Source organism: Kribbella sp. NPDC002412 (assembly GCF_053592935.1).
The window spans coordinates 15,370-41,128 of sequence record NZ_JBSFBL010000034.1 but is presented as its reverse complement, the minus strand read 5'-3'; the positions used below and the strand labels follow the sequence as shown (position 1 = coordinate 41,128).

At 69.1% G+C, this 25,759-nt stretch carries 28 protein-coding genes; 17 read left to right on the top strand and 11 right to left on the bottom strand.

Annotation, left to right across the window (positions count from 1 at the left end; translation table 11 throughout):
• Positions 1-87: 87 nt before the first annotated feature.
• The gene (locus tag ACWCOV_RS25570; protein ID WP_449831830.1) at positions 88-855 is read right to left on the bottom strand and encodes a phosphatase PAP2 family protein; all 768 of its coding nucleotides are present in this window, start codon (positions 853-855) and stop codon (positions 88-90) included.
• Between the two features lie 278 nt (positions 856-1,133).
• On the opposite strand from ACWCOV_RS25570, the gene ACWCOV_RS25565 reads away from it, so the two are divergent.
• The 3 genes from ACWCOV_RS25565 (at position 1,134) to ACWCOV_RS25555 (ending at position 3,041) form a co-directional block, all read left to right on the top strand.
• Entirely contained in the window at positions 1,134-1,952 is an 819-nt protein-coding gene (locus ACWCOV_RS25565; protein WP_449831829.1) for a hypothetical protein, read from the top strand.
• Entirely contained in the window at positions 1,949-2,581 is a 633-nt protein-coding gene (locus ACWCOV_RS25560) for a glycerophosphodiester phosphodiesterase (RefSeq protein ID WP_449831828.1), read from the top strand. The genes ACWCOV_RS25565 and ACWCOV_RS25560 overlap by 4 nt, the downstream gene beginning before the upstream one ends.
• A gap of 112 nt (positions 2,582-2,693) precedes the next feature.
• Entirely contained in the window at positions 2,694-3,041 is a 348-nt protein-coding gene (locus ACWCOV_RS25555; protein WP_449831827.1) for a hypothetical protein, read from the top strand.
• Positions 3,042-3,163: 122 nt separating this feature from the next.
• On the opposite strand, the gene ACWCOV_RS25550 is transcribed toward ACWCOV_RS25555, so the two are convergent.
• The 4 genes from ACWCOV_RS25550 to ACWCOV_RS25535 are packed head-to-tail and all read right to left on the bottom strand — an operon-like array spanning position 3,164 to position 6,762.
• On the bottom strand, positions 3,164-4,327 hold the full coding sequence (locus tag ACWCOV_RS25550; protein ID WP_449831826.1) for an ABC transporter permease: 1,164 nt from the start codon (positions 4,325-4,327) through the stop codon (positions 3,164-3,166).
• Positions 4,324-5,487: an ABC transporter permease gene (locus tag ACWCOV_RS25545; RefSeq protein ID WP_449831825.1), complete on the bottom strand. Its 1,164-nt coding sequence runs from the start codon at positions 5,485-5,487 to the stop codon at positions 4,324-4,326. The genes ACWCOV_RS25550 and ACWCOV_RS25545 overlap by 4 nt, the downstream gene beginning before the upstream one ends.
• 2 nt (positions 5,488-5,489) lie before the next feature.
• Positions 5,490-6,446, bottom strand: coding sequence for an ATP-binding cassette domain-containing protein (locus ACWCOV_RS25540; RefSeq protein WP_449831824.1), 957 nt, complete (start codon positions 6,444-6,446; stop codon positions 5,490-5,492).
• 40 nt (positions 6,447-6,486) lie between these two features.
• Positions 6,487-6,762: a DUF1876 domain-containing protein gene (locus ACWCOV_RS25535; protein WP_449831823.1), complete on the bottom strand. Its 276-nt coding sequence runs from the start codon at positions 6,760-6,762 to the stop codon at positions 6,487-6,489.
• A gap of 154 nt (positions 6,763-6,916) precedes the next feature.
• Between ACWCOV_RS25535 and ACWCOV_RS25530 the strand changes: the two genes are divergently transcribed.
• From ACWCOV_RS25530 to ACWCOV_RS25500, 7 genes are all read left to right on the top strand, one after another.
• Positions 6,917-7,114 carry a hypothetical protein gene (locus ACWCOV_RS25530; protein ID WP_449831822.1) on the top strand — a complete coding sequence of 66 codons (198 nt, stop codon included), beginning with the start codon at positions 6,917-6,919 and terminating at the stop codon, positions 7,112-7,114.
• 154 nt (positions 7,115-7,268) lie between these two features.
• Complete coding sequence (locus ACWCOV_RS25525; protein WP_449831821.1) at positions 7,269-8,522, top strand: MFS transporter; 1,254 nt, start codon at positions 7,269-7,271, stop codon at positions 8,520-8,522.
• On the top strand, positions 8,519-12,184 hold the full coding sequence (locus tag ACWCOV_RS25520; RefSeq protein ID WP_449831820.1) for a nitrate reductase subunit alpha: 3,666 nt from the start codon (positions 8,519-8,521) through the stop codon (positions 12,182-12,184). The genes ACWCOV_RS25525 and ACWCOV_RS25520 overlap by 4 nt, the downstream gene beginning before the upstream one ends.
• Positions 12,184-13,803, top strand: coding sequence for a nitrate reductase subunit beta (gene narH, locus ACWCOV_RS25515; protein WP_449831819.1), 1,620 nt, complete (start codon positions 12,184-12,186; stop codon positions 13,801-13,803). Before ACWCOV_RS25520 ends, narH begins: the two co-directional genes overlap by 1 nt.
• On the top strand, positions 13,800-14,477 hold the full coding sequence (narJ, locus tag ACWCOV_RS25510) for a nitrate reductase molybdenum cofactor assembly chaperone (protein WP_449831818.1): 678 nt from the start codon (positions 13,800-13,802) through the stop codon (positions 14,475-14,477). Before narH ends, narJ begins: the two co-directional genes overlap by 4 nt.
• Positions 14,474-15,187, top strand: coding sequence for a respiratory nitrate reductase subunit gamma (narI, locus tag ACWCOV_RS25505; RefSeq protein ID WP_449831817.1), 714 nt, complete (start codon positions 14,474-14,476; stop codon positions 15,185-15,187). Before narJ ends, narI begins: the two co-directional genes overlap by 4 nt.
• Positions 15,188-15,261: 74 nt before the next feature.
• The gene (locus tag ACWCOV_RS25500; RefSeq protein ID WP_449831816.1) at positions 15,262-15,636 is read left to right on the top strand and encodes a universal stress protein; all 375 of its coding nucleotides are present in this window, start codon (positions 15,262-15,264) and stop codon (positions 15,634-15,636) included.
• A 53-nt stretch (positions 15,637-15,689) separates the two neighbouring features.
• Here the strand turns inward: ACWCOV_RS25500 and ACWCOV_RS25495 are convergent, their stop codons facing one another.
• Entirely contained in the window at positions 15,690-15,947 is a 258-nt protein-coding gene (locus ACWCOV_RS25495; RefSeq protein ID WP_360526892.1) for a metal-sensitive transcriptional regulator, read from the bottom strand.
• A gap of 124 nt (positions 15,948-16,071) precedes the next feature.
• Here ACWCOV_RS25495 and ACWCOV_RS25490 point away from each other — a divergent pair, with 124 nt between their 5' ends.
• Positions 16,072-17,514: an MBL fold metallo-hydrolase gene (locus ACWCOV_RS25490; RefSeq protein WP_449831815.1), complete on the top strand. Its 1,443-nt coding sequence runs from the start codon at positions 16,072-16,074 to the stop codon at positions 17,512-17,514.
• Between the two features lie 11 nt (positions 17,515-17,525).
• Complete coding sequence (locus ACWCOV_RS25485; RefSeq protein WP_449831814.1) at positions 17,526-17,693, top strand: hypothetical protein; 168 nt, start codon at positions 17,526-17,528, stop codon at positions 17,691-17,693.
• Positions 17,694-17,766: 73 nt separating this feature from the next.
• Here ACWCOV_RS25485 and ACWCOV_RS25480 read toward each other — a convergent pair whose 3' ends face one another.
• A complete protein-coding gene (locus ACWCOV_RS25480) occupies positions 17,767-18,570 on the bottom strand; it encodes an SAM-dependent methyltransferase (RefSeq protein WP_449831813.1) in 804 nt (267 codons plus the stop codon).
• 105 nt (positions 18,571-18,675) lie between these two features.
• On the opposite strand from ACWCOV_RS25480, the gene ACWCOV_RS25475 reads away from it, so the two are divergent.
• The 3 genes from ACWCOV_RS25475 (at position 18,676) to ACWCOV_RS25465 (ending at position 21,180) form a co-directional block, all read left to right on the top strand.
• Positions 18,676-19,332, top strand: a complete 657-nt coding sequence (locus tag ACWCOV_RS25475; protein ID WP_449831812.1) for an alpha/beta hydrolase — start codon at positions 18,676-18,678, stop codon at positions 19,330-19,332.
• Positions 19,333-19,443: 111 nt separating this feature from the next.
• The gene (locus ACWCOV_RS25470; protein WP_449831811.1) at positions 19,444-20,019 is read left to right on the top strand and encodes a dihydrofolate reductase family protein; all 576 of its coding nucleotides are present in this window, start codon (positions 19,444-19,446) and stop codon (positions 20,017-20,019) included.
• Positions 20,020-20,199: 180 nt separating this feature from the next.
• Positions 20,200-21,180, top strand: a complete 981-nt coding sequence (locus tag ACWCOV_RS25465) for a calcium-binding protein (RefSeq protein ID WP_449831810.1) — start codon at positions 20,200-20,202, stop codon at positions 21,178-21,180.
• A 103-nt stretch (positions 21,181-21,283) separates the two neighbouring features.
• On the opposite strand, the gene ACWCOV_RS25460 is transcribed toward ACWCOV_RS25465, so the two are convergent.
• The 4 genes from ACWCOV_RS25460 to ACWCOV_RS25445 all read right to left on the bottom strand — a co-directional run bounded on the left by ACWCOV_RS25460 (position 21,284) and on the right by ACWCOV_RS25445 (position 24,202).
• On the bottom strand, positions 21,284-22,267 hold the full coding sequence (locus tag ACWCOV_RS25460) for an Acg family FMN-binding oxidoreductase (protein ID WP_449831809.1): 984 nt from the start codon (positions 22,265-22,267) through the stop codon (positions 21,284-21,286).
• Between the two features lie 76 nt (positions 22,268-22,343).
• Positions 22,344-23,213 carry a universal stress protein gene (locus tag ACWCOV_RS25455; protein WP_449831808.1) on the bottom strand — a complete coding sequence of 290 codons (870 nt, stop codon included), beginning with the start codon at positions 23,211-23,213 and terminating at the stop codon, positions 22,344-22,346.
• 73 nt (positions 23,214-23,286) lie between these two features.
• Positions 23,287-23,553: a DUF5652 family protein gene (locus ACWCOV_RS25450; protein ID WP_449831807.1), complete on the bottom strand. Its 267-nt coding sequence runs from the start codon at positions 23,551-23,553 to the stop codon at positions 23,287-23,289.
• Positions 23,554-23,629: 76 nt separating this feature from the next.
• Complete coding sequence (locus ACWCOV_RS25445) at positions 23,630-24,202, bottom strand: NADPH-dependent F420 reductase (RefSeq protein ID WP_449831806.1); 573 nt, start codon at positions 24,200-24,202, stop codon at positions 23,630-23,632.
• A gap of 94 nt (positions 24,203-24,296) precedes the next feature.
• Between ACWCOV_RS25445 and ACWCOV_RS25440 the strand changes: the two genes are divergently transcribed.
• Positions 24,297-24,809, top strand: a complete 513-nt coding sequence (locus tag ACWCOV_RS25440; protein WP_449831805.1) for a MarR family winged helix-turn-helix transcriptional regulator — start codon at positions 24,297-24,299, stop codon at positions 24,807-24,809.
• 118 nt (positions 24,810-24,927) lie between these two features.
• Positions 24,928-25,704, top strand: a complete 777-nt coding sequence (locus ACWCOV_RS25435; RefSeq protein WP_449831804.1) for a rod shape-determining protein — start codon at positions 24,928-24,930, stop codon at positions 25,702-25,704.
• Positions 25,705-25,759: the final 55 nt, after the last annotated feature.

Here is a 25,759-nt window from a genome sequence, read left to right as displayed (position 1 = left end):
TCGGGGAGTCGGCCGGCACCGCGGGGGGCGGCGCCGTTCCTTCTCCACCTCCACGACACCGCAAACCCACGTCCGCGCAGCAGGGGCCTACGAATCGGAACGAGCGGACCTTCGACTCTCGGCGGTGGACAAGAAGCCCTTGGTACGGCCGCACGCGATCAGCAGGCCCAGCAGGGCGATGACGCCGCCGGCGAGGCCGTCGAAGAGGTAGTGGTTCGCGGTCAGGACGATCGAGGCGAACATGGCCAGCGGCATCAACCAGCCGAACAGGCGCATGACCCAGTGGCCGGCCAGGGTGGCGATCGCGATCCCCATCAGCAGGTTCCAGCCGAAGTGCAGGCTCGGTACGGCGGCGTACTGGTTCACGAACGCGGGCGGCTGCAACACCCGGTACGCCGACGTCTGCTCGGTCACCGTGTCGACGAAGCCGTAGGCCGGTAGGAAACGCGGCGGCGCGACCGGGAAGGTCGCGAAGATCACCAGCCCGATCGCCCCGGAGATGAGGATCGCGTTGCGGACCGTCCGATACGCCTGCCGATGCCTGATCAGCAGCCACACCAATGTGGTCAGCACCACCGGCCAGTGCCCGTAGATGTAGAAGTAGCTGGCCGCGTCGACCAGCCACCCGTGCCCGGCGACGGCGGCCTGCAGCTCCGGCTCGATGAACAGTCCCCCGAGACGCTCGAGCTCCACGACGTACTCGGCATTCCGGAAGGCGGCATCGATCCGAGTGTGAATCAGCCCACGGACAACGAAGTACAGCACGATCGCAGTCGTGATCAGCGCCACCTCAGTGGCGAACTGCGCGGTCCGGCGGGCAACGCGGACCTGGAACGTTCGGCTCTCGACGGCCATACCCGCACCCCCTCGTCATCCCAGCGTCGCCGAGCTGCCCGGATTCGCCAATGGGCAATGTCCCCCCACGACCGGGACCAAGGTCCACAGGACGAGCGTCGAGATGCGCACGTTGCGTACGGCGGTTACCGTCGAGGCAAGCGGTCGATCGGCACAGCCCCCGGTGCCGGCACCGATCGCTGTGGTGGAAGGACCCTCTCGTGCACCAACTCCCAGGGCACATAGCGCGCGTCGCGCACACAATCGTCACACATCGTGCACTTCAGATCACTGCTCTCGTGGCCGCGGTTGCTTTCTCACTGTGGAACGTCGATCGCGTTCCGCACACAGCAGTGCTGCCTGCCCTCGCCGGCCTGCTGCCATTCGCCATCGGCAAGTACGTGTTGTGCCCGCTGCGCTGGCACGCTCTGTCGGCCGGCGGACAGTCGCGGCGCTGGCATCTGCGCGCGTACGCGGAGAGTGAGGTTCTCGGCCTCATCTCGCCATGGCACGCGGGCGCTGACCTCTGGCGCGTGCACCGCCTGGAGACGGTCGGCCTGCGGCGGACGTCGGCCGTTGCCGAGGTCGCCCTCGACAGATTCGTCGGAGCGGTCGGACTCGTCGCCGCGGTGGTGGTCACCGGAGTGACGCTCCCCCCACTGGTGCTGGCGATCGCTCTCGGCGCGGCGGCTCTCGTGCTCGCGGTCGCGATCATCGTACGCCGCCGACGCCCCGGTCTGGCCGGTCGCTGGCCTTGGCCGTCACCGAGGGTGTTCGCGATCGGCGTTCTGCTGTCGATCGGTTACCAGGCCACGATCCTCGCTCTCCTGGTCGGAGCCATCCACGCGGTGGGCGGGACCGTGTCTGCGATCCAACTGGTCGCGATCTTCGGAGCCAGCCAGCTCGCCGGCGTGCTGCCCGGCGTCCACGGCGCAAGTCCACGTGACGGCGCCCTGGTCGCCGGACTGGCGTCGATCGGCGTGTCGTGGACCGCCGCGTTCGGCGCCGTCGCGCTGACCGCCTTGCTGTACTGGGTTCCCGCCCTCCTCGTGGGCGGCAGCTGCCTCTTCCTGCGCTGGCGTGGCTGGTTCACCGAACCCCGGCCAGGTACGTCGTGAACCGCCGGCTGCTGATCGCGCACCGCGCGGGCAACGACCTCGAGACCCTCCGCTCGGCACTCGACCTCGGCGCCGATCTGGTCGAGGCCGACATCCACGCGTACCGCGGCCGCCTCGAGGTGCGGCACCACAAGACCTTCGGTCCGTGGTGGCTGTGGGACCGCGGCGAGTTCGTCCGCCGGAACGCGCCGCTACTGGAGATCCGCGAGGTGCTGGCAGCGGCCGACGGCGATCCCCGGCTGCTGCTCGACCTCAAGGGCGTTCATCCCCGCCTCGCCGCCCGGCTCGCGACCGTCCTCGCCGAGGTCGCGCCAGACCTCCCGGTCACCGTCTGCACTCAGCACTGGTGGATGCTCGCCGCGTTCCGCGACCTCGCCAACGTCCGGCTGGTCCTGTCAGCCGGGAGCCGTCGCGGCCTGCGCCGGTTACGATCCCGCCTGCGTGTCCGGCCGGCGTACGGCGTCTGCGTCCACCGGCGCCTCCTGACGCCGGACATCGTCACCGAGCTACGGCAGCATGCCGAAGTGGTCTTCACCTGGCCGGTGGACACCGGCGCCGACCTCGCCGACGCGCACCGCCTCGGCGTCGACGGCGTCATCGGAAAGGACCTTCGCGTCCTGTCCGCCTGACAAGATCCTCCCACTTCGGGACGTACGGCCCATGTGCGCTGATCCCGGCCGACCGACGCTGAAGGCGACCGTGGCGGCACCTGCCGCCGCACTCCAGTTGCTGGGAGGCATCATGTCCAACCAAGTGACGACATCGCCCGACACTGCCGAACACCGGGCAACCACCACCGGCTCGAGGCTCTGGCTGCTCTTGATGGTCGGCCTGTGGATGGCGTTCTACCTGTTCCTCGGGGCGGACCGGCTGGACGACGTCGAGACCTGGATCCGCGACCTGCCGCTCGTCATGGAGCTGGGTGTCTGGCTGCTCGGCTTCCCCTGGGTGCTGGCCACCGCGGTGTGGACGAGCGACCTGTCCGAGACCGTCCGAGTCACCCTCGTGGTGCTCTTCACCGCCGCCTGGACGATCGTCTCGATCCCGCGGACCAAGCACACTCGGCAGGATCGGAACTGCGACGCGTGACGCATCACACCTAGGGACCTTGGGCCCTACTCGGGCCCGTGGGCCGACTGCTCTGCCCGCCTGCGGTACGACGGCGACTGCGTATTGCTGAGCCCCGCCGTGTGGGCGACGGGCTGGTGCGGTCAACTCGTCAGTCGGCGTTGGTGGACGGCGGAGGCCAGGGCGAGCATGGCGAAGGCGAAGCCGGCGAGAACGGCGAGCTCGGAGGCGATGTCCGCGACGCCGCCGTCCCGGGACAGCACGGTGATCCAGGCGTCCACCGCCCAGGCGTGCGGGGTCACGTGGCCGAGCGCGCGGACCGCGTTCGGGACGATCTCGAGCGGCCACATGCAGCCGCCGAGCATGGCGAACGCGATCCCGATGACCGGACCGATCGCGCCCGCCTGGTCCGGCGTCTTGAAGAGCGCACCGCTGAGCATGCCCGCTCCCGTTCCGACCAGCGCCCACGTCCCGATCAGTACGACGGCCGCCAGCGGGTCGCCCCAGCTCACCCCGAACAGCAGCGCGCCGACCGCGACGATCAGGACCGACTGCAGCAACGAGAACACCAGGTAGCACAAGGTCTCACCCAGCACGAGGCTCCGGGTCCGGATCGGCGCTGCCTGCGCCCGGTGATAGATCCCGAGCTGTCGCGTCTGCACGATCGAGGCCCCGCCCGCCAGCGCGTTGATGAAGACGAACAGGACGAGCATCGTCGGCGCGCTGTAGCTGAAGCCGAGCGGCAGGTAGTCGCTCCCGGTCGCGACGTTCTCACTGGTGATCACGATCCGCGGCGTGACGGCCTGCACCGCCGTTGCCCGGGGCAACTGCTGTGCGGTCGTCGTCCCCGTCTCGCGGGCGGCGAAGGCCGCTGCCTGGATCCGTTCGGCGTGCCGGGCCACCGCCGCGGCCACCGCCGACCGTACGGCGGCCTGCGTCGACTCGGCGCCGCCGGCCAGCACCGGGATCGCCACCTCGTCGCCGTTCAGCAAGCGGGCGTCGAGGCCCGCAGGGATCAGCACGACCGCATCGAGCTCGGCACGGCGCAGCGCCGTACGGGCGGTCGGCTCGTCGGTCATCGTGTGCAGTGGGCCGACCGTCTTCAGCTCGTCCACCAGACTCGAGCTGAGCGGCTCACCCGACAGATTCCCGGCCGGCACGCCGATTCGGAACCCGCCTGGATTCTGCACCACCGTCCCGATCACAGTGATGATCAGGACAGGCAGCACCACGATGAAGAACAGCGCGGTGCGGTCGCGCAGCATCCGGCGCAGCGACGCGCCGGCCACTGCCAAGGCGGCGGTCATGGTGCCCTCCAGCGCCCGACGACGGCGGCCAGCGCGGCGAATGCCGCCGCCATCCCGAGGATGACGAGGACCGGTACCACGGCACTGGTCGCCGTGGCGCCGGTGGCGAGGTCGGTGAATCCGCGCAGCGCCCAGCCGTTGGGCGTCAGCAGAGCGAGCCTGCGCAACACCTCCGGCGCCTGACTCAGCAGAACGAAGTTGCCGCCGAGCAGGAGCAGGACGAAGGTGACGATCGTCGCCAGCCCCTCTGCCTGCCGCTCGGTCCGCGCGGCGGCCACGACCAGCGCCGTCAGCGCCACCAGGACCGCTGACATCGCCAGGATCAACGCCGCGGCCGGAATCGGCGGTCCCCATTCGGCGTCGAACGCCACCGATGTCACGACTGCGAGGGTTCCCAGACTCACCACGCTGTAGACGAAGGCCGCGAGGGACTTGCCCAGCAGGACAACGCCCCGGCCCAGCGGCGCGGCGCCGATCCGTTCGAGGGTTCCCGTCCGTTGCTCGGTGAAGTAGCTTCGCGCGGTGAACCCGACCGCGAACAGGACGAACATGATCCCCATCGCCGGCGCGTAGTAACTCGCGGTCGTGAGCTGCCGGTAACCCGTCGGCTGTTCCTGGACCGACTCGGGCAGCTCGAGGCCCGCCACCGCGGTTGCCAGCTCCGCCGCGCGGCTGCGAGGTACGCCTGCCGCGAGAGCGGTGTGCACCGCGAGCCGGTCGGCGTTGAGCTGCGCGACGTACGCGTCGGCGATTGCCCGGGCCACCTGCGCCTGCAGCGGCTCGTCCGGATTCGCCAGCACCAGCAGACCGATCGGCTCGTCGCCGACTGCCGCGGCGCTGAAGCCCGCCGGCACGACAAGGCCGGCGCCGACGTCGCCGTCGTCCACCATCCTCCGGGCCGTCCCCTCATCGGGTACCTCCCGGATCGTCAGGATGTCGGAGACCTCGGGGCTGGTCAGCGCCGTGCGCAGGGCCACAGCGATCTGGCCCCGGTCGTTGTCGGCCAGCGCGAGGTCGGCGTGGAAGGACTCCACGGAGGAGAAGGCGAAACTCATCAGCGCCGCCACTGCCACCGGTGCGACGAACCCCAGGATCAGGGCGGACCGGTCCCGGAAGCGCTGGCGAAGATCCTTCGCGGCGATCACGACGGCGGCGAGCATGATCACTCCCGCAACGCCGTACCGGTCAGATGGAGGAAGACCGCCTCGAGATCAGGCTCGTCGACCTCCACCGACCGCACCGACAGACCGGACCGTTCGGCCGTCTCCAGGACGCCGGGCAGCAGCCGGCGAGCCTCACCGGCGAGCACCTGGACCTGGCCGTCCTTCACGTCGGCGCGGTCCACGCCGTCCAGCCTGCGGAGGCGATCGGCCAGCACGGCCAGGTCACCGGCCGCGGACAGCGTGATCCGATCGCGCTCGCCGAGCTCGGCGACCAGCTCCCGACGGGTGCCCTCGGCAATCAACCGGCCATGGTCGATGATGCCGACCCGATCGCACAGCCGCTCGGCCTCCTCCATGTAGTGCGTGGTGTAGAGCACCGCCATGCCGGCGGCGCCGAACGACCGCACGCTCTCCATCACGGCGTGGCGACTCTGCGGATCCACGCCCACGGTGGGCTCGTCGAGCACCAGCAGGGTCGGCTCGTGCAACAGCCCGGCGCCGATGTTGAGGCGCCGCTTCATCCCGCCGGAGAACGACTCGACCCGGTCGCCGCCGCGTTCCGAGAGCCCGATCAGGTCGAGCACCTTACCCACCCGACGACTGAGTGCCCGGCCCCGCAGGCCGTACAGGCGGCCGAAGAAGCTGAGGTTCTCGCGGGCGGTCAGATCCGGGTAGAGCGCGATGTCCTGCGGGACGTACCCGATGTACCTCTTGGCCGAGGTCGCGGTCGTCCCGAGCGGACGGCCGGCGACCCGCACCTCGCCCCGGTCCGCGCGCAGCAGGCCGCAGACCAGGCGGATCGTGGTCGTCTTGCCGGCTCCGTTCGGCCCGAGCAGGCCGTAGGTCTCCCCCGGCGCCACCTCGAAGCTGACGTCGTCAACGGCGACCCGGTCGCCGAACCGTTTGCCCAGGTGCGATGCCGACAGCACCTGTGCCGTGGTCACGGTGTCCAGCACGACAGCGGCCTCCTCTCCGGCCCTCAGCCCCGGCAGAACGTCAGCTGTGCAGCCGGACGTGCTGCTGGGTGATCTGCTCGATGTCGGACGCCGCGGCGTGGATCAACTCGTACGCCAGGTTGGACAGCGCCCGCGCGACCGCCAACTCGTCGCCGATCTCGGCGATGTCGGGATCCTTCGGGTTCCGCCGGGCCGAACCCCGGCCGACCAGGTGCGTCTTGTCGTTCGTGTGCAGCCGGGCCTCCGCGTGGGTGGTCCGCTCGGTGTCGTTCTCGTCGATGAAGATCTCGACGCTCCAGCGCTTCTCGGCGATCATGGCCTTTCCTTGTCTCGATCGGCTCCTGCCGCCAATCGTCCGCGGCCGGCGTCGGGGCCGACAGGGCCGTCAGGTCCCCCGCGGACGGGTCCTTCAGCCCTGTCGGGCGGCATCCGCGACGACGTGTGCTGGGAGAGCGAGAAGGGAGTCGGTCATGGGTGACATCGACAAGGCCCGCATCCAGCGGGACGCGCAGCGTGCGGTGGCCGGCCGGCGGACGAGCGGGACGGCTCCGGAGCAGGCCATCCTGCGCCACCTGAGCGTCGAGCTCTACAAGGACCGCCGGCGCGAGACGGCCAAGGCCGAGCCCTCTGGCGCCGGAAAGCAGGCTAGGGAACAGCCTGATCGCTGACGTTCGCCCCTGCCGCGGCGGTGCCTCGCGCACGGCACCGGCAACGCTGCCGCAGGGTCCTTCGGCCCGGTCGGCCGGGACCGTTGGTCCTGGACCCGAGCGGGTGCGAGGAGCACGATCGAAAGGTCGGGCGCGCAAACCGGGAGGATCGGGGATGAATCAGGCCGGAGCGGAGACGGTGCTGAAGACCGGGGGCCGGACTGCGTCGGCCTGGGTGATGCTGGCGGTCGCAACCGCCGGCTTCGCACTCAATTTCTGGGCCTGGGCGTTGCTGAGTCCGCTCGGGCCGTTGTTCCGGAGCGAGGGCACGCTCGGGCAGTTGTCGGAGTCCGATGTCGCGTTGCTGGTCGCCGTACCGGTGCTGGTCGGCGCGCTCGGCCGGATCCCGGTCGGGGCGCTCACCGACCGGTTCGGCGGGCGGCTGATGTTCCCGCTGGTCTCGGCGGCGACGATCGTGCCGATCCTGTTCATCGGGTTCTTCGCGCTGGAGTCGTACGTGGCGCTCCTGGTCGGCGGGTTCTTCCTCGGGATCAGCGGTACGGCGTTCGCGGTCGGCGTCCCGTTCGTGAACGGATGGTTCCCGCCTGAGCGCCGCGGGCTCGCCGTCGGCATCTTCGGCGCCGGAATGGGCGGTACGGCGATCAGCGCGCTGACCACCGTGACGCTGTACAGCAACCTCGGCCACCGGGCACCGTTCCTGATCACGGCCGCGGCACTGGCTGTCTACGCCGTACTCGCGTGGCTCGTGCTCAGGGACGCGCCCGGCCGGAAGCCGGCGACGGGGTCGTTGGTCAGCCGGCTGGTGGCGAACGCGAAGCTCCCGATCAGCTGGCAGGCATGCATTCTGTACGCCGTCGCGTTCGGCGGGTATGTCGCCTTCTCGGTGTACCTGCCGGCGTACCTGAAGACTGCCTACGACCTGTCGGCCGCCGATGCGGCCAACCGGATGGCCGGGTTCGTCGTGGTCGCCGTCGTGATGCGGCCGATGGGTGGATGGCTGTCGGACAAGTTCGGCCCGGTGCCGGTCCTGGCCGCCTGCTACGGAGTGGTCGTGGTCGGGGCGGGGGTTGCCGCGACGACCCCGCTGCTCGAGCCCGTCGGTACCATCGCCTTCTTGTCCATGGCCGCCGCGCTCGGCGGCGGCAGCGGCGCGACCTTCGCACTGGTTGCCAAGGTCACCGACCCGGCCCGGGTCGGCGGTGTGACCGGTCTGGTCGGCGCGGCCGGTGGGCTGGGAGGCTTCGTGCCGCCGCTGATCATGGGCTACGTCTACGGCCGGACCGAGTCGTACGGCATCGGGCTGGCGCTGCTGTCGGTCACCGCGGCCTTGACGCTGCTACTCACACTCACCATCGTGAGAAGGACCGCTCAACCGACCCGGACGTCGACCACCGAGGGAGTCGCATGAGCACTGGGGCTCATCACGACTACGGAATGGACGGAGGGCTGAGCGAAGCCCTGGTCAGGACCCGCCGCTACTTCACCAGGGGTGAGGTGTCGGACGACCTGCGGACCCTGCACAAGGCAGGCGGCCGCGACGCCGACGACTTCTACCGCGACCGTTGGAGCCACGACAAGGTGGTGCGCTCGACCCACGGCGTCAACTGCACCGGCTCCTGCTCCTGGAAGGTGTACGTCAAGGACGGCATCATCACCTGGGAGACCCAGCAGACCGACTACCCGTCGGTCGGTCCGGAGAAGCCGGAGTACGAGCCCCGCGGTTGCCCCCGCGGCGCGGCCTTCTCCTGGTACACCTACTCCCCCACCCGGATCCGCTACCCGTACGTCCGCGGCGTCCTGCTGCAGCTCTACCGCCAGGCGAAGTCCGAGTACGGCGATCCGGTCGAAGCCTGGGCGCACATCGTCGGCGATCCACGGCTCGCGGAGCAGTACAAGTCCGCCCGCGGCAAAGGCGGACTCGTCCGCGCGACCTGGGACGAGGCGACCGAGCTCGTCGCCGCCGCCTACGTGCACACGCTCAGGAAGTGGGGCCCGGACCGGATCGCCGGGTTCTCCCCGATCCCGGCGATGTCGATGGTGTCGCACGCGTCCGGCGCGCGGTTCACGTCGCTCATCGGCGGCGCCATGCTGTCGTTCTACGACTGGTACGCCGATCTCCCGGTGGCGTCTCCACAGGTCTTCGGCGACCAGACCGACGTACCCGAGTCCGGGGACTGGTGGGACGCCGGGTACCTGATCATGTGGGGTTCGAACCTGCCGGTCACCCGGACTCCGGACGCGCACTGGATGGCCGAGGCCCGCTACCGTGGGCAGAAGGTCGTCGCGGTCGCGCCGGACTACGCCGACAACGTGAAGTTCGCGGACGAATGGTTGCCGGCGGCACCTGGCACCGACGGTGCGCTGGCGATGGCGATGGGCCACGTCATCCTGAAGGAGTTCTTCGTCGACCGCGAGACGCCGTACTTCACCGGCTACGCCAAGACCTACACGGATCTGCCGTACCTGGTCCGGCTCGACACCGCGGGCGACGGCGAGTACCGGCCCGGCAAGTTCCTGACCGCGGCCGACCTGGCAGGCTTCGGCGACGAGGAGAACGCCGCGTTCAAGACCGTCGTCGTCGACTCGGCGACCGGTGAGCCCGTGGTGCCGAACGGGTCGCTCGGTCATCGGTTCGGCGAGAGCGGTCAGGGATTGTGGAACCTCGACCTGGGATCGGTCGATCCGCTGCTCTCGCTGGCCGGCGAGCAGAACGCGCTCGTCCGGCTGCCTCGCTTCGACGCCGGAGCGGACCCGCTCGTGCGCGGTGTCCCCGTGCGCCACGTCGGCGATCACCTCGTCACGACCGTCTACGATCTGCTGCTCGCTCAGTACGGCGTGGCCCGGCCGGGCCTGCCCGGCGAGTGGCCGGCGTCGTACGACGACCTCGCCCCGTACACGCCCGCCTGGCAGGAAGGGATCACCGGTGTCCCGGCGGCGGCCGCGGCCCGGATCGCGCGTGAGTTCGCGCAGAACGCCGAGGACTCCCGCGGCCGGTCGATGATCGTCATGGGCGCCGGGACGAATCACTGGTTCCACTCCGACACGATCTATCGCGCGTTCCTCGCTCTGACCACGCTGACCGGCTGCCAAGGGGTGAACGGCGGTGGCTGGGCGCACTACGTCGGCCAGGAGAAGTGCCGGCCGATCACCGGGTGGGCCCAACTGGCGTTCGGCCTGGACTGGTCGCGACCGCCCCGGCAGATGATCCAGACGGCGTACTGGTACCTGCACACCGACCAGTTCCGCTACGACCAGTTCGGCGCGGGCGGACTGTCGGCCACCGGACGATTCGCCGGGAAGACCACCGCGGACCTGATCGCCCAGAGCGCGCGGCTCGGCTGGATGCCGTCGTACCCCACCTTCAACCGCAACCCGCACGACCTCGCCGACCAGGCACGTGCGGCCGGCCGGTCCGCCGCCGACCACATCGTCGAGCAACTCGCGGCCGGTGACCTCCGGTTCGCCTGCGAGGACCCGGACGCGCCGGAGAACTTCCCGCGGGTCCTCGCGGTCTGGCGGGCCAACCTCCTCGGGTCCTCGGCCAAGGGCAACGAGTACTTCCTCGAGCACCTGCTCGGCGCCGGCTCGTCGTTGCGGGCGACCGAAGGCGTCCGTCCACAGGACGTGAAGTGGCACGACGAGGCGCCCCGGGGAAAGCTCGACCTGCTGCTCAGCCTCGACTTCCGGCAGACCAGCACCACGCTGTTCTCCGACGTCGTGTTGCCTGCGGCAACGTGGTACGAGAAGCACGACCTCAACACCACCGACATGCACCCGTTCGTGCACTCGTTCAACCCGGCGATCGCGCCACCCTGGCAGACCCGCACCGACTGGGACGCCTGGCAGACGATCGCGGAGAAGTTCAGCGAACTGGCCGAGACCCATCTCGGCGTACGCCGCGACATCGTCGCCGTACCGCTGCTGCACGACACCCCGGACGAGCTCGCCACCCCGCACGGCGTCGTCCGCGACTGGAAAGCCGGCGAGTGCGAGCCGATTCCGGGGGTCACGATGCCCAAGCTGGTCGAGGTCGAGCGCGACTACCCCGCCGTCGCCGCCAAGATGGCTGCGCTCGGGCCGCTGCTCGACAAGCTCGGGGCAACGACCAAGGGCATCACGTACGACGTGACGGAGTCGATCGACCACCTGCGCGCGAAGAACGGCGCGGTCCGCGGCGGACCCGCCGAGGGAAGGCCTTCGGTGCGCCGCGACGTGCACGCCTGTGAAGCGATCCTCGCGCTGTCGGGTACGACGAACGGCCGCCTCGCCACCGAGGGCTTCAAGACGCTCGAGACCCGAGTCGGGAAACCACTGCACGACCTCGCCGCCGAGCACGAAGGCAAACGCATCAGCTTCGCCGACACCCAGGCCGCACCGGTCCCGGTGATCACCTCACCCGAATGGTCCGGCTCCGAATCCGGTGGCCGGCGCTACTCGCCGTTCACGATCAACGTCGAACGGCTCAAGCCCTGGCACACGCTGACCGGCCGGCAGCACTTCTTCCTCGACCACGACTGGATCGCCGAGCTCGGCGAGAACCTGCCGGTCTACCGGCCACCGCTCGACATGGGCGCGCTGTTCGCGGAGCCCGCGATCGGATCGGTAACCGAACAAGGCCTGACCGTCCGCTACCTCACTCCGCACAACAAGTGGTCGATCCACTCCGAGTACCAGGACAACCTGTTCATGCTGTCGCTGAGCCGCGGCGGTCAGACGATCTGGATCAGCGACCAGGATGCGGCCAAGGTCGGGATCGCCGACAACGACTGGATCGAGGCCGTCAACCGCAACGGTGTGGTGGTGGCCCGCGCGATCGTCTCGCACCGGATGCCCGAAGGCACGGTCTACATGCACCACGCCCAGGACCGGCTGATCGACGTACCGATCGCCGAGACCTCGAAGAAGCGCGGCGGCATCCACAACTCGCTGACCCGGCTGCTGATCAAGCCGTCGCACCTGATCGGCGGCTACGCCCAGCTGTCCTTCGCCTTCAACTACCTCGGACCGACCGGGAACCAGAGAGACGAAGTCACGGTGATCCGGCGCCGCTCGCAGGAGGTGACCTACTGATGCGAGTCATGGCGCAGATGGCGATGGTGATGAACCTCGACAAGTGCATCGGCTGCCACACCTGCTCGGTCACCTGCAAGCAGGCCTGGACCAACCGCAGCGGCACCGAGTACGTCTGGTTCAACAACGTCGAGACCCGGCCCGGCCAGGGCTACCCGCGCACGTATGAGGACCAGGAGACCTGGAAGGGCGGGTGGGCGCTGAACCGGCGCGGCCGGCTCACGCTGAAGGCGGGCGGTCGGCTGAAGAAGCTGCTGACGATCTTCTCGAACCCGAAGATGCCGTCCATCCACGACTACTACGAGCCCTGGACCTACGACTACGCCACCCTGACCGACGCGCCGGCCCAGCAGCACACCCCGGTCGCGCGGCCGAAGTCGCTGCTCACCGGCGACGACCTGAAGGTGTCGTGGTCCGCCAACTGGGACGACGACCTGGGCGGGTCCGCGGCGACGGCGGCGCACGACCCGATCCTGAAGAAGGTCGGGGACAAGGTCAGGTTCGAGTTCGAGCAGACGTTCATGTTCTACCTGCCCCGGATCTGCGAGCACTGCCTCAACCCGTCCTGCGCGGCGTCCTGCCCGAGCGGCGCGATCTACAAGCGGACCGAGGACGGCATCGTGCTCGTCGACCAGGACCGCTGCCGCGGCTGGCGGATGTGCATCTCCGGCTGCCCGTACAAGAAGGTCTACTTCAACCACCGCACCGGGAAGGCCGAGAAGTGCACGTTCTGCTTCCCGCGTGTCGAGGTCGGGCTGCCGACGGTGTGCTCCGAGACCTGTGTGGGCCGGCTGCGCTACATCGGCCTGATGCTGTACGACGCCGACAAGGTCCTGGCCGCCGCCTCGACCCCGGACGAGCACGGCCTGTACGAAGCTCAGCGCGACGTCTTCCTCGACCCGGCCGATCCCGCCGTACGGCGGGAAGCCGAGCGGGCCGGGATCCCGAACGACTGGATCGAGGCGGCCGAGCGGTCGCCGGTGTACGCGCTGATCAACCGCTACCGCGTCGCGCTGCCACTGCACCCGGAGTACCGGACGTTGCCGATGGTCTGGTACATCCCGCCGCTGTCGCCGGTCGTCGACGTCGTCCGCGAGACCGGCGAGGACGCGGAGAAACGGGAGAACCTCTTCGCGGCGATCGACGCGTTGCGCATCCCGATCGAGTATCTCGCCGAACTCTTCACCGCCGGCGACGTCGCGCCCGTCGATCTCGTCCTGCGCAAGCTCGCCGCGATGCGCTCGTACCTGCGCGACATCAACCTCGGCCGCGATCCCGACCCCCGAATCCCGGCGACAGTGAGCATGAGCGAGGAGGATCTGTACGACATGTACCGGCTGCTCGCGCTGGCCAAGTACGACGAGCGCTACGTGATCCCAGCTGCGCACACCGAGCAGGCGCATGCCCTGGAGGAGCTGGCGTGCTCGCTCGACTACGAGGGTGGCCCGGGGATGGGCGGATCGGGTCCGTTCGGCGAGGGTTCCGGCGTACCGACACCGATCGCGGTCGAGAACTTCCAGATGCTGAAGGACCGCCAGACGAGTGAGCGCGTGAACCTGCTCAACTGGGACGGCAAAGGCCGCCCGGACGGTCTCTTCCCACCGAAGGGGGACGAATGACGCGGCAGCCTCACCTGTCCCCGGAGGAGCTCACCATCGCGTGGCAGGCGGCCTCACTCCTGCTCGACTATCCGGACGAGACCCTCCTCTCCCGGCTCCCCCTTGTCGAGCGGGCCGCGGCCGCACTTCGGCCCGCCGTCGGCGATCCATTGCACGCCACGGCTCACGAGCTCGGGTCGTCCGACCTGCCTGGACTCCAGCAGCGGTACGTCGACACGTTCGACAACCGGCGGCGACACAACCTCTACCTCACCTACTTCCTCCACGGAGACACCCGTCGCCGCGGGGTCGCACTGCTGCGCTTCAAGCAGACCTACCTGCGCGCGGGCTTCGTGCTGGACGGGTCCGAGCTGCCCGATCATCTGTGCGTCGTGCTGGAGTTCGCGGCGACCGTGGACCAGCGGCTGGGATGGCGTCTGCTCCTGGATCACCGGGCCGGTCTGGAGGTCCTCCGGCTGGCTCTGACCGACGCCGAGTCGCCTTGGCTGGGCGCCGTACAGGCCGTGACCGCGACCCTCCCGGCACTGGCCGGCGACGACCGCGACGCCGTCACACGGCTCGCCGCCGCGGGCCCTCCACAGGAGGAAGTCGGGCTCACGCCGTACGCGACCCCTGGCTTCGACCCCGCCACGCAGCCGTTGCCGATGCCAACCTTCCCCGGAGGCCGCCGATGAGCGACTTCCTGTGGGTGGTCTTCCCGTACGTCTGCCTGACGGTCTTCGTGGTCGGGCACGTCTGGCGGTACCGGTACGACAAGTTCGGGTGGACGACGCGGTCGTCGCAGCTGTACGAGGACCGGCTGCTGCGCTGGGGCAGCCCGCTGTTCCACTTCGGCATCCTGGCGGTCTTCCTCGGTCACGTGATGGGTCTCGGCGTACCGAAGTCGTGGACCGAGGCCGTCGGCGTCTCCGAGGGGGTCTACCACTTCCTTGCCGTCTCGGTCGGGGCGATCGCGGGCTTCGGGACCGTCGTCGGGTTGACGATCCTGATCTACCGGCGGCGTACCGTCGGGCCGGTGTTCTCCGCCACGACGCGGATGGACAAGCTCATGTACGTGTTCCTCGGCGCCGTGATCCTGCTGGGGCTGTACAACACGGTGGCGGCCAACATCTTCGGCCACTACGACTACCGCGAGGGCGTCTCGGTCTGGTTCCGCGGCATCTTCCGCTTCGACCTGCACCCCGGCCTGATGGCCGAAGCCCCGCTCGGCTTCCAGCTCCACGGCCTGGTCGCGATGGCCCTCTTCGCCCTCTGGCCGTTCACCCGGCTCGTCCACGTGTTCAGCGCCCCACTCGGCTATCTCACCCGGCCCTACATCGTCTACCGCAGCCGCGACGACCGCCTGACCAGCCACACTCCCCGGCGCGGCTGGCCCGATCGCTGACGCCGGGACCTTCGCCGCCCACCACCGGACCTACGGCCCTGGGATCAGCGCAGGAATCGCGCTCGACTGGACACATGAAGCTCACCGAGTCCAGAGGCCTGGTCGTCGCCCTCGTCGACGCGTCCCCCATCGCAGGCGACGTGATCGGCCAGGGTTTCGAAGCAGCCCAGGAACTCGGCACGGAGCTCATCCTGCTCCACATCCCGACCACCACCGACCCGCGCACCTGGGACACGATCAGCGACGCCCCCTGGTACCGCCCCGCGCGCCAACTCGTCACCACCGCCCTGAACGGCTGGCCGGACAAGTTCCCGGACGTCGTCTTCCGCACCCACTACCGTCTCGGCGATCCCACCGAAGTCCTCGCCGGCTACGCCCAGATCGCCGATCAAGTCGTCACCGCCAACACCACCGAATCGCTGCACCCCAGGCTCGTCTCGCATCGATGACCAGCGGACGATCGTGCTCGGAGGCGAATCCGCGTACCGAGTTCCGTCGCAGGTCAGGCCAGGGCGAGGAAGAGCTTCTCCATCTTCGCCGCGTCGACGTCGCTGTTCTCGTCGGTGAGGCAGCGCTGCAGTCCAGTGCTCACGACTGCGTAGCCGGCCCGCGAGAGGGCCTTGTTCACAGCGGCCAGCTGGGTCAGGACCGACTCGCAGTCCGCGCCCTCCTCCATCATCCGGATCACGCTGCCGAGGTGCCCGTGCGCGCGCTTCATCCGGGTGATGATCGGTTTGATCTCATCGGGTTCGAAGTCCATCGAAGCTCTTCCGTTCGGGATTCAGGGATGCGCCGAGTCGGCGTCGACCTCGATCCTATATCCCCCCGGGGGGATCTGCTACAGTCGATGGCGAACCCCGCGGGGATCCAGAAGTGAGAGCGCGATGAATGACCCCAGCATCCTCAGCACGGCCACCGACATACGCGACCGGCGCCCGTCCGGCGGTGGCCTGACGGTCCGGACCGTCGAGACCGCGTCCCTCGGTGATCGCAGCTATCTCGTCCACGACGGCCAGGTGGCGTTCGTCATCGATCCGCAGCGCGACATCGACCGCATCCTGGAGCTCCTCCGGACCGACGGCGTACGCCTGACCCATGTCTTCGAGACACACCTCCACAACGACTACGTCACCGGCGGGCTCGCGCTGGCGCGGGCCACGGGAGCGTCGTACCTGATCAACGCCGACGACACCGTGTCGTTCGACCGCACCCTGATCCAGGACGGCGAGACCGTGCGGATCGGTGACCGGATGCGGCTCCGCGCCATCCACACTCCGGGCCACACTTTCACGCACCTGTCCTACGCGCTCACGGACGACGACGAGCCGATCGCGGTCTTCACCGGCGGTTCATTGCTGTACGGCGCAACCGGCCGGCCCGACCTGCTGGGTGCCGACCACACCGACGCCCTGGTACGCCATCAGCACGCCTCCGCCCACAAGCTCGCCCGGACGCTGCCCGACGAGACCCAGGTGTACCCCACGCACGGGTTCGGCTCGTTCTGCTCCGCAACCCAGTCCGACGCGACCGACTCGACCATCGGCCGGGAGAAGCGCACCAATCCGGCCCTGACCCAGGACGAGGAGGACTACGTTCGCGAACTGCTCGACGGCCTGGGCGCATGGCCGGCGTACTACGCGCAGATGGCACCGGCCAACAGCGCGGGTCCTGCCGCGCCCGACCTGTCCCTGCCCAAGCCCGCCGACGCCCGAGAGCTGCGCCGCCGGATCGAGGCAGGCGAATGGGTCGTCGACCTGCGCAACCGCACGGCGTTCGCCGCCGGGCACGCCCAGGGCACGCTGAACTTCGGCCTCGACGGCGCGTTCTCGACCTATCTCGGCTGGTTGATCGCATGGGGCACACCGTTGACCCTCCTGGGCGAGACGGTGGAGCAGGTCGCGCAGGCGCAGCGCGAGCTCGTCCGGATCGGGATCGACCGGCCCGCGGCGCACGCCACGGGAGGACCGGAGAGCTGGAGCCTCGATCAGCCGGCGTCGTTCCCGACCGCCACCTTCGCCGACCTCGAGCAGGTCCGGCACCATCGCGACGTCGCCGTCTTGGACGTACGCCGTACCGAGGAGCACGACTCCGCCCGGATCGCGGGTGCGGTCAACATCCCGATCCACGAACTGCCGCAACGGCTCGCCGAGGTTCCGGCCGGCGAGGTCTGGGTCCACTGCGCGGCCGGCTACCGGGCGTCGATCGCGGCTTCGTTCCTCGACGCCGCCGGGCACGCGCTCGTCGCGATCGACGACCAGTTCCAGAACGCATCCACGGCCGGACTTCCGCTGGTCGGACCGGAAGCATCATCATCCCAACCCGACTGAGGGGAACCACCATGTGCCGACCCGTCACCTGCAAGACCTGCGCCAAGACCACCTGGTCCGGCTGCGGCCGGCACGTCGCCCAGGTCAAGGCGATGGTCCCCGCCGACCAGTGGTGTTCCGGGCACCCGAAGTCGGAACGCCAGGGCGGCAGCTGGCTCGACAAACTGCTGGGCCGCTGAGACGACCTTCGATTCACACGGGCTCGCTCCCGTTGCGCCTGGTGGCGCAGCGGGAGCGTGTTGCAGCTTCGGACTAGGGCTTCTTGGCGACAGCGCCGTACGCGGAGATCGGTCGCGCCTCGCTCAGCTCGCGGTCGTCCTCGTGGGCCCACCACTGGGTGATCGACACGAAGCCGGGTTCCACCATCTCCAGGCCGTCGAAGACCGCGCGGATCTCCTCCCGCGGCCGCGGGACGTAGGGCACGCCACCGGTCTTGGCGTAGTTCTCGCACAGCGTCACGTACGCCTGGCTGTCGGTCGTGCCGTCCCACATCGTCAGGTAGCTCCCCGACGGGACGGCGTCCATCACAGTGGAGACGATGCGGCGCAGGTCGTCGTACGTCTTCGCGTGGCCGAGCACGCCCATGAACATGACGCCGATCGGCTGGTTGAAGTTCAGCACGTTCTTCGCGTCGGCGACGATCTGCTCGGGGTCGTGGTAGTCGCACTCGACGTACGTGGTCACACCCTCGGGCGTGGTGTTGGTCAGCAGGGCGCGGGCGTGCGCAAGCACCATCGGGTCGTTGTCGACGTAGACGATCTTCGCGTCGCCGGCCACGCTCTGGGCGACCTCATGGGTGTTCTGCATCGTCGGCAGGCCGGTGCCGATGTCGAGGAACTGGCGGATGCCGGCCTCGGACGCCAGGTGGCGCACGGACCGAACGAGGAACTGCCGGGACTGCACAGCCATGGTCGTGATGTCCGGGTCGACCTGCGCTCCGGCGTCTCCCGCGAGGCGGTCGACCTCGAAGTGGTCCTTGCCCCCCATCCAGTAGTTCCAGATCCGCGCCGAGTGCGGAATGTCCGTCCGGATCAGGGGACTGATGTCTTCTGGCATAGTCGAGAACTCCTCGGTCATCAAGCAGTCAGGCATCACACATCGTGCCTGCCGATTCGGCAGACTGTGACACTACAAGATCCGGCGAATGAGGGGCCACAGACAATGTCATCCAGCGCGGGAGAGCTTGTCACCGAAACGTTCGAGTACGACGGCGGCCGCCAGGTCACGGCGTACGTCCCGTCCGAAACGCCTGAGGCGGTCGTGTTCGCCGGCGACGGTCAACTGATCTCGCAGTGGGGCGAATTCCTCAACGAGGCGGACGACGTACCGCCGACCATGCTCGTCGCCGCACACCGGCTGGACGACGAGATGCAACGGATCCACGAGTACTCGCCGAGCTTCGACGCGGAGCGCTTCGCGGCGCACGAGACGTTCTTCGTCGAGGACGTCCGCGAGTGGACGCGGACGCGCTTCGACGTCGCACTGCCCGCCGAACGCACCGCCGTCTTCGGTGTCTCCGCGAGCGGCGAGCTGGCGCTCGCCACCGGGCTTCGCCATCCCGACATCTACGGCGCGATCTTCTGCGCGTCCCCCGGTGGCGGCTACCAGCCGCCCGGCGACATGCAGTCCTCGCTGCCGCGCACCTACCTGGTCGCGGGCACCGAGGAACCGTGGTTCCAGGAGAACGCAACCCGCTGGGCCGAGGCCCTCCAAGCCGCCAACGCCGACGTCGTCATCACCGAACGCCCCGGCGACCACGGCGACCCTTTCTGGCGAGAAGAACTCCCCCTGATGGCAGCCTGGGCGTTCGGTCGCTGAAGCCGGCATGTGACCGGCGTCACACTACACCTTCATGACAGCTGTGTAGTGTCCGGCGGTCCTCGATCGACGCAGTGACGACCGCACACCAACCGAACCAAGGAGCATGAGATGCGTACCCTGATCGCCACTGCCTTCGTCTCGCTGGACGGCGTCGTCGAGGCGCCGGGCGGAGAGCCCGGCTACCGCAACTCCGGCTGGACGTTCAAGGACATCGCGTTCGACGAGTCCGCGTACGAGCTCAAGGGCCGCGAGCAGGACCAGGCCGCCGCCATGATGATGGGCCGCGTCAGCTACGAGGCGTTCTCGCCGGTGTGGCCGAACATGACCGAGGACTTCCCGCGGTACATCACGATGCCGAAGTACGTCGTGTCCACCACCCTGCAGGACACCGACCTCGTGTCCAACTGGGGCGACATCACCATCCTGCGCTCACTCGACGATGTCGCCGCACTCAAGGAGACCGACGGCGGGCCGATCATCATCCACGGCAGCGCCACCCTGAACCGCAACCTGTCCGACGCCGGCTTGATCGACCGCTACCACCTGCTGGTCTTCCCGGTCCTGCTCGGCGCCGGCAAGCGCCTGTTCAGCGACACCGACAAGGACAAGCAGAAGCTGACCCTGGTCGAAAGCCAGTCCTACCCCAACGGCATCCAGAAACTGGTCTACGACACCACCTCCTGACCTCACCCTCGTACACGGACCCCGGGCCGCTCCGGTTCAACCTCGGCCCGGGGTTCCCCTTAGGTGCCCTAGGCAACTTCCAGGAAATTGCCGTGAACCGGTTGGCGATGCCACCCGTGTAGGCCCCAACAGCGCGGCACGTCGACCGAGGCGGCCGCGACGAATGGGAGGGGCCCAATCATGAGCAGCACGACAAGACGACTCCGGCGAGGACTGAGCGCGGCAGCTGTCGCCGCCGGCATTGCCGTGAGCTTCGCCGGTACGGCGTCCGCGGCGCCCGCGGGCGGCGTCGTGATCGACACCGGACAACTGGTCGTCACCGGGACGAACCACGCCGACAACCTCACCCTGCGCGTGCCGGCCACCGACACGTCGGTCCTCGAGGTCGACTTCGGCAACGGTACGACGCGCACCGTCAAACGCAGCGACTTTGTCCAGATCCAGGTCAACAGCCGCGGCGGCAACGACGTCGTACGGATCGACTACGGCGCCGAGGTGCAGCCGTTCACGGTCATCGACACCGGCAACGGCAACGACTCCGCGTTCGGCGGCAGTGGCAACGAGCTCTTCCGCACCGGTAACGGCAACGACACCGTCGACGGAAACCGCGGCGCCGACACGGCGTTCCTCGGCAACGGCACCGACACCTTCATCTGGGACCCGGGCGACGGCAGCGACGTCATCCAGGGTGGCCGCGGCCCCGACACCATGCTCTTCAACGGGTCAGCCGCCGCCGAGCGATTCGCCGCGACCGCCAACGGCCCCCGCCTGCGCTTCACCCGCGACGTCGGCAACATCGTGATGAACACGGACAACGTCGAACGCGTCGAGCTCAACGCCCTCGGCGGCGCGGACAGCGTCACCGTCGACGACCTCCGCGGCACCGACGTCCGGAAGGTCGACATCGACCTGGGCGCCCAGATCGACACCAGTGGCGGAGACTCCGCCGTCGACGCCGTCACCGTCACCGGCACTCCCGGCAGGGACCACATCCGCCTCTCCGGCTCCGCCGGCACCGTCCGGGTCTCAGGCCTCAAAGCAGCCGTCACCGTCTCTGACGCCGAACCCACAGACCAGCTCACCGTGAACACCCTCACGGGCAACGACCGAGTCTCCACCAACCGACTCGCCCCGGGCACCATCACCCTCAACATCCTCTGACCACCACGGCCAAGTGCTGGAAGCGCCCGCTCACCCAACCCGAGCGGGCGCGCTCCAGCCTTGGACGTGTTCTGGCCCGGCCGGCCCTTACCTGCTCGACGGTTCAGTCGCCGGGGAGCAGCACATCGGCGAGCGGGCGGCGCGGCGTCGGGGGCACCCGCGGGCCGTAGCCGAACCGGATCACGGTCTGCAGACAGCTCCATGGACCGAGCGGATCGTCGATCTGCCGGCGGAGGTCCTCGTGCTCGATCACCTGGTTCAGCAACGACGTCGACACGCCATGGGCAGTCGCCTCGAGAAGGACGCGCTCGAGCGCCTGCCCGGCCCGCAGCCATTCGGGCGGTCCGTCGTACCGGGTCGTCAGAACCGCGAACTGCGGCTCGTGCTCGAAGGAGGCGACGTCGCGGGTCGCATCCGCCGCGGTCGCAGCCAACTCGCGCACCACTGCCACGCCTCCTGCCGGCTTCGGCCCGAGCGCACCGGACGGGACGCCGTCGACGTCGCGGTCACCGCCGACCCACCGCCGCCGTTCCGTCGTCTTCGCCTCGTCCTGGTCATCCGTTGCGACCACGTCGTTCGTTGCCATTCGCAACCACCAGCCGCCGTCCGGCCGGTCGAGCCAGCGCAACTCGGCGCCCTCGACCCGGGCGCTCAGTCCGAGTTCCGCCCGCACCTGGGCCGGTACTCGCTGACCCGTGAACGGCCGGCGATTCGTCCGCCGATGGATCAGGTACGGCGCCAGCAGTTCGAGCCGGTGCGATCGCGGACCACCCAGCTCGATCACCGCCACCAGGTCCGGCCGCCGCTGATCCGTCAAGTGCTGGACCTGCGAGCCGTACCCTCGTCCAGCCGCCGCCACCCGCACGTTGAAGATCGCGGCGCCGAGGGACACGTACAGCATCCGGCGATCCGGGTCCTCCGCCGGAAGCTCGCGCTCCCGATCGCGGAAGACCTCGACTGTCCAGCCGTCGAACCGGAACCGCCAGGGTTGCGTGTTGTGCATGGACGGCGCCGCCACCGCCGCACGCAGCATCGCGTCCCGGTCACCCGCCGAGAGCTCGACCACCGGACTCACCACCTTCAGCACGACACCGCCTGACTTTCGACTCTCTCCCGTGAGCGAGCCGCTGAGCAGGGTCGTCGTACCCGAACCCGAGGGACTTTCAGCCAGCTGACGCCGCCTGCTCCTTCGTCGGGCGTACGACGGCGATCGGGCAGGTCGCGTGGCGCAGCAGGCTCTGGCTGACGGAGCCGAGGAGGAGACCGGTGACGCCGCCGCGACCGCGTGAGCCGACCACGAGCAGCGAACTGCCGCTGCTGCGTTCCGCCAGGACGGCAGCCGGCTTGCCGGCCACGACCTCGGCCCGGACTCGCACGCGCGGGAACTTGTCCCGGTACGGCGCCAGGCTCTCGGCCAGCCAGTTCCGCAGCAGCCCCTCCGCGTCGTCGATCGCCGCCTCCTGCCGAGCCAGTGGGTGCCAGCAGTAGACGACCTCGAGCGGGTTGCCGGACCGGGCCGCCTCCTCGAAACCGAAGAGCAGAGCGGCCTCGGAGTCGGTAGAACCGTCGGTGCCGACCAGCACCGGACCGGTCGCGGTGACTCCGCGCACCACGACCACCGGGCACGGCGCTTTGGCCGTCACCGCCGTCGCTGTCGACCCCAGCAAGACAGCTCCGAGCTTGCTGTGCGCTCGCGAGCCGAGCACGACCAGCTCCGCGTCGGACGACTCCTTCAGGACCGCGTTCGCCGCCGTGTCGCCGGCCAGCCAGCCAGATCCGTTCTCGTAGCCCAGGCGATCGCGCACGAAGTCGACCGCGGCGTCGAGGGCGGACTGGTACGGGGCTACCTGGACCTCGGGAACATAGCCCTCGGCACCGATCGCCGGCCATTCGATGGCCTGGTCCAGGTAGGCGTACACCACCCGCACGGCCCGGCCGCGCGCAGCCGCCGCGTCGACCGCCCAGCGCAACGCGACCTGACTCTCCGGCCCACCGTCGACCCCGACGAGGATGAACTTCCCTGCACTCTCCATGACCCGCCCTTCAGCTCGCTGCTTCGTGCCCATCGGCCTGCAGTACCCGAACCTCCATTCCACCCTGGCCCGATCACTTCCTGAAGGGCCGAAGGTCCCGGAGGGTACGAATCGACGGTTGGCGTCGGCCGTACACGAAGTAGGCGATCGGCACCATGCCGACCGAGTTGGTCATCGTGATCGCGACTGCCCAGCCCACCTTGGAGCCGCGCACCTCGGCAGCTGACCGCCGCGCCAGGTCGACCAGCGCAGCGGTCTTCAGCACACTGTCGAACGCGCCCGCGGTGATGACGATGCGGCGCGTCCTGGGACTCAGCTCGTCCCATCTCGTCCAGGCCACGTCTCCACTGTGCCCCGACAAGCGGCAGGGCCGCCAGCCACACAGGAGGAGGACGTTGCTGCCCGCGCGAGGCCGGTCAGACGAGGGCGAAGCCGCCGGTCCAGGAGATCTTCTCGCCGACCGCGAGGGTGAGCTGGAGGAAGCCGAGCGCCTCGAGCTCGCGAGCGCGGCTGAGGGGCCCGGCGTCGACGGCGCGCAGACCGCCCGCGGTGACCACACCGGCCAGCAGCGCCTTCGCGTCGGCGTCGTCGCCGGCGATGGACACCGTCGTCGGAACGTCGCCGACCGCGGTCGATGCCAGGGTCGCGGCGAAGTTGGTGTTGAAGGCCTTGAGAACCCGTGACCGGGGCAGCGCCGCCGCGATCTCGGCGGCCGCGGAACTGTCGGCCGGTACGACGAGCGAGTCGAAGGTCTCGAAGTTCAGCGGGTTCGTGATGTCGACCACGATCTTGCCGGCGAGCTGGTCCCCGCGCTCGGCGATGACGCGGGCCACCGCCGGGTACGGCACAGCCAGGACGACGATCTCCCCGGTGATCCGCTGGTCCTGGTCGGCGGAGCCGAACAGCTCGACCGTGTTGCCGCCCTTGACGACGATGCTCGCGATCGCCTGACCCATGGTGCCGGTGCCGATGATGCTGACGTGTGCCATGACTACTTCTCCTTGATGATGATCGTCGATTGGTTGTCGCTACAACTATTACTGTAGCAGAAGATAGTTGTAGCGACAACCAATCGGTGCGAGGATGGTCTCCGTGACCACGCAATGGCTGAACAAGACCCAACTGAGCGCGTGGGTGCGGCTGGCCGCCGTACTCGAGCTCCTGCCCGGAGTCCTCGATTCGCAACTGCGCCGGGACGCCGGACTGACACACTTCGAGTACTACGTCCTCGCCATGCTGTCCGAGGCCCCGGACCGCACCCTGCGGATGACGTCCCTGGCGCTGCAGACGAACGCCACTCTCCCCCGGCTGTCCCACGTCGTCAGACGACTCGAGGACCGCGGCCTGATCGAGCGCTTCCCGTGCCCGGAGGACGCCCGCGCCACCAACGCAAGACTGACCGCTGAAGGCTGGGACAAGGTACGCGAAAGCGCACCAGGCCATGTCGCCACCGTCAGGCAGCACGTGATCGACGCCCTGACTCCCGAGCAGATCGCCCAACTCAACGCGATCGCCGACTCGATCCTCAGCACCTTGGATCCCGACGGCACCATGGCCCCGCTCTACCGCCGCTACGACACCGCACCCGACCGCTGACGAGCCCGCCGGCGGGTGCGTCCGGCAAATGGGTGTCAGCCCCGATGGTCTCCGGTGCGGGCTTCGGTCATGGTGATCATTCCCAGAGTGTCTGGCATACCAGATCAGGAGAGGAAACATGACCGCGCTTCCGCAGCTCGGACGAGCGCGACGCCATCGCGGCCCGTCCAGCCGCCGGTGCCTCGCGCTCGACCTCGGTAGCGCGCAGACCCGGGCCTGGATACCCGGCCGCGGCCTGGTCCTGGACGCACCCACGATCACACCCACCGAACTCGACTCCCCCGTACGCCGAGGAGGCATCGTCGATCCTGCCGGCGCGGCACGCATGCTCGACCGCCTGCTCAACAGCCGCGGAGCTCCCGGTTATCGCCCGGCGCTCATCATCACGACCATGCCAGTCCTGTCGACCGACGCCGACCGACGCGCCGCGCTCACGGCGATCGACGTACTCCAGCCGGGCGCCGTACTGACCATCGAGACTGTCAAAGCCGCTGCTCTCGGAGCCCGCGCCGACCTCGTCAAACCTCTCCTCGTCGTCGATCTCGGAGCCGACCTGACCGAAGTAGCAGTCCTGAGCAACGGCTCGCTGATCGACGCACGTCGAGCCCCACTCGGCATCAGCGACTTCGGTCGAGGCATCACAGTCGAAGACCTCGCCGCATCCGTCGGCGACCTGGTGACCGACCTCCTGCGCCAGGATTGCGGCCCGCAGCTGGCCGACGCACTCGACAGAGGTCCACTCCTCACTGGCGGCGGCGCGCTGCGCCCGGCCATCACCTACCGAATCGCCCAACGACTGTCCACACCGATCCGGACAGCTCCGGCGCCGCAGACCGCCGCCGTACGCGGCGCCTGCGCGGCCGCGCTCGCCGTGAACCGGCATCCGGCTTCATAAGGCCGGGCAGCGGGTGCTTTCACCTAGGGTGGGTTCGAAGCGTGTTCGCGATCGA

Bases quoted from the DNA above. Each gene is read 5' to 3' on its own strand.
- ACWCOV_RS25570 (WP_449831830.1), bottom strand. From the start codon at position 855: ATGGCCGTCGAGAGCCGAACGTTCCAGGTCCGCGTTGCCCGCCGGACC.
- narI (WP_449831817.1), top strand. From the start codon at position 14,474: ATGAGCGACTTCCTGTGGGTGGTCTTCCCGTACGTCTGCCTGACGGTC.
- ACWCOV_RS25485 (WP_449831814.1), top strand. From the start codon at position 17,526: ATGTGCCGACCCGTCACCTGCAAGACCTGCGCCAAGACCACCTGGTCC.
- ACWCOV_RS25545 (WP_449831825.1), bottom strand. From the start codon at position 5,487: ATGCTCGCCGCCGTCGTGATCGCCGCGAAGGATCTTCGCCAGCGCTTC.
- ACWCOV_RS25525 (WP_449831821.1), top strand. From the start codon at position 7,269: ATGAATCAGGCCGGAGCGGAGACGGTGCTGAAGACCGGGGGCCGGACT.
- ACWCOV_RS25440 (WP_449831805.1), top strand. From the start codon at position 24,297: ATGGTCTCCGTGACCACGCAATGGCTGAACAAGACCCAACTGAGCGCG.
- ACWCOV_RS25465 (WP_449831810.1), top strand. From the start codon at position 20,200: ATGAGCAGCACGACAAGACGACTCCGGCGAGGACTGAGCGCGGCAGCT.
- ACWCOV_RS25475 (WP_449831812.1), top strand. From the start codon at position 18,676: ATGTCATCCAGCGCGGGAGAGCTTGTCACCGAAACGTTCGAGTACGAC.
- ACWCOV_RS25470 (WP_449831811.1), top strand. From the start codon at position 19,444: ATGCGTACCCTGATCGCCACTGCCTTCGTCTCGCTGGACGGCGTCGTC.
- ACWCOV_RS25520 (WP_449831820.1), top strand. From the start codon at position 8,519: ATGAGCACTGGGGCTCATCACGACTACGGAATGGACGGAGGGCTGAGC.
- ACWCOV_RS25500 (WP_449831816.1), top strand. From the start codon at position 15,262: ATGAAGCTCACCGAGTCCAGAGGCCTGGTCGTCGCCCTCGTCGACGCG.
- ACWCOV_RS25455 (WP_449831808.1), bottom strand. From the start codon at position 23,213: ATGGAGAGTGCAGGGAAGTTCATCCTCGTCGGGGTCGACGGTGGGCCG.
- ACWCOV_RS25490 (WP_449831815.1), top strand. From the start codon at position 16,072: ATGAATGACCCCAGCATCCTCAGCACGGCCACCGACATACGCGACCGG.
- narJ (WP_449831818.1), top strand. From the start codon at position 13,800: ATGACGCGGCAGCCTCACCTGTCCCCGGAGGAGCTCACCATCGCGTGG.
- ACWCOV_RS25435 (WP_449831804.1), top strand. From the start codon at position 24,928: ATGACCGCGCTTCCGCAGCTCGGACGAGCGCGACGCCATCGCGGCCCG.
- ACWCOV_RS25495 (WP_360526892.1), bottom strand. From the start codon at position 15,947: ATGGACTTCGAACCCGATGAGATCAAACCGATCATCACCCGGATGAAG.
- ACWCOV_RS25480 (WP_449831813.1), bottom strand. From the start codon at position 18,570: ATGCCAGAAGACATCAGTCCCCTGATCCGGACGGACATTCCGCACTCG.
- ACWCOV_RS25550 (WP_449831826.1), bottom strand. From the start codon at position 4,327: ATGACCGCCGCCTTGGCAGTGGCCGGCGCGTCGCTGCGCCGGATGCTG.
- ACWCOV_RS25530 (WP_449831822.1), top strand. From the start codon at position 6,917: ATGGGTGACATCGACAAGGCCCGCATCCAGCGGGACGCGCAGCGTGCG.
- ACWCOV_RS25535 (WP_449831823.1), bottom strand. From the start codon at position 6,762: ATGATCGCCGAGAAGCGCTGGAGCGTCGAGATCTTCATCGACGAGAAC.
- ACWCOV_RS25555 (WP_449831827.1), top strand. From the start codon at position 2,694: ATGTCCAACCAAGTGACGACATCGCCCGACACTGCCGAACACCGGGCA.
- narH (WP_449831819.1), top strand. From the start codon at position 12,184: ATGCGAGTCATGGCGCAGATGGCGATGGTGATGAACCTCGACAAGTGC.
- ACWCOV_RS25445 (WP_449831806.1), bottom strand. From the start codon at position 24,202: ATGGCACACGTCAGCATCATCGGCACCGGCACCATGGGTCAGGCGATC.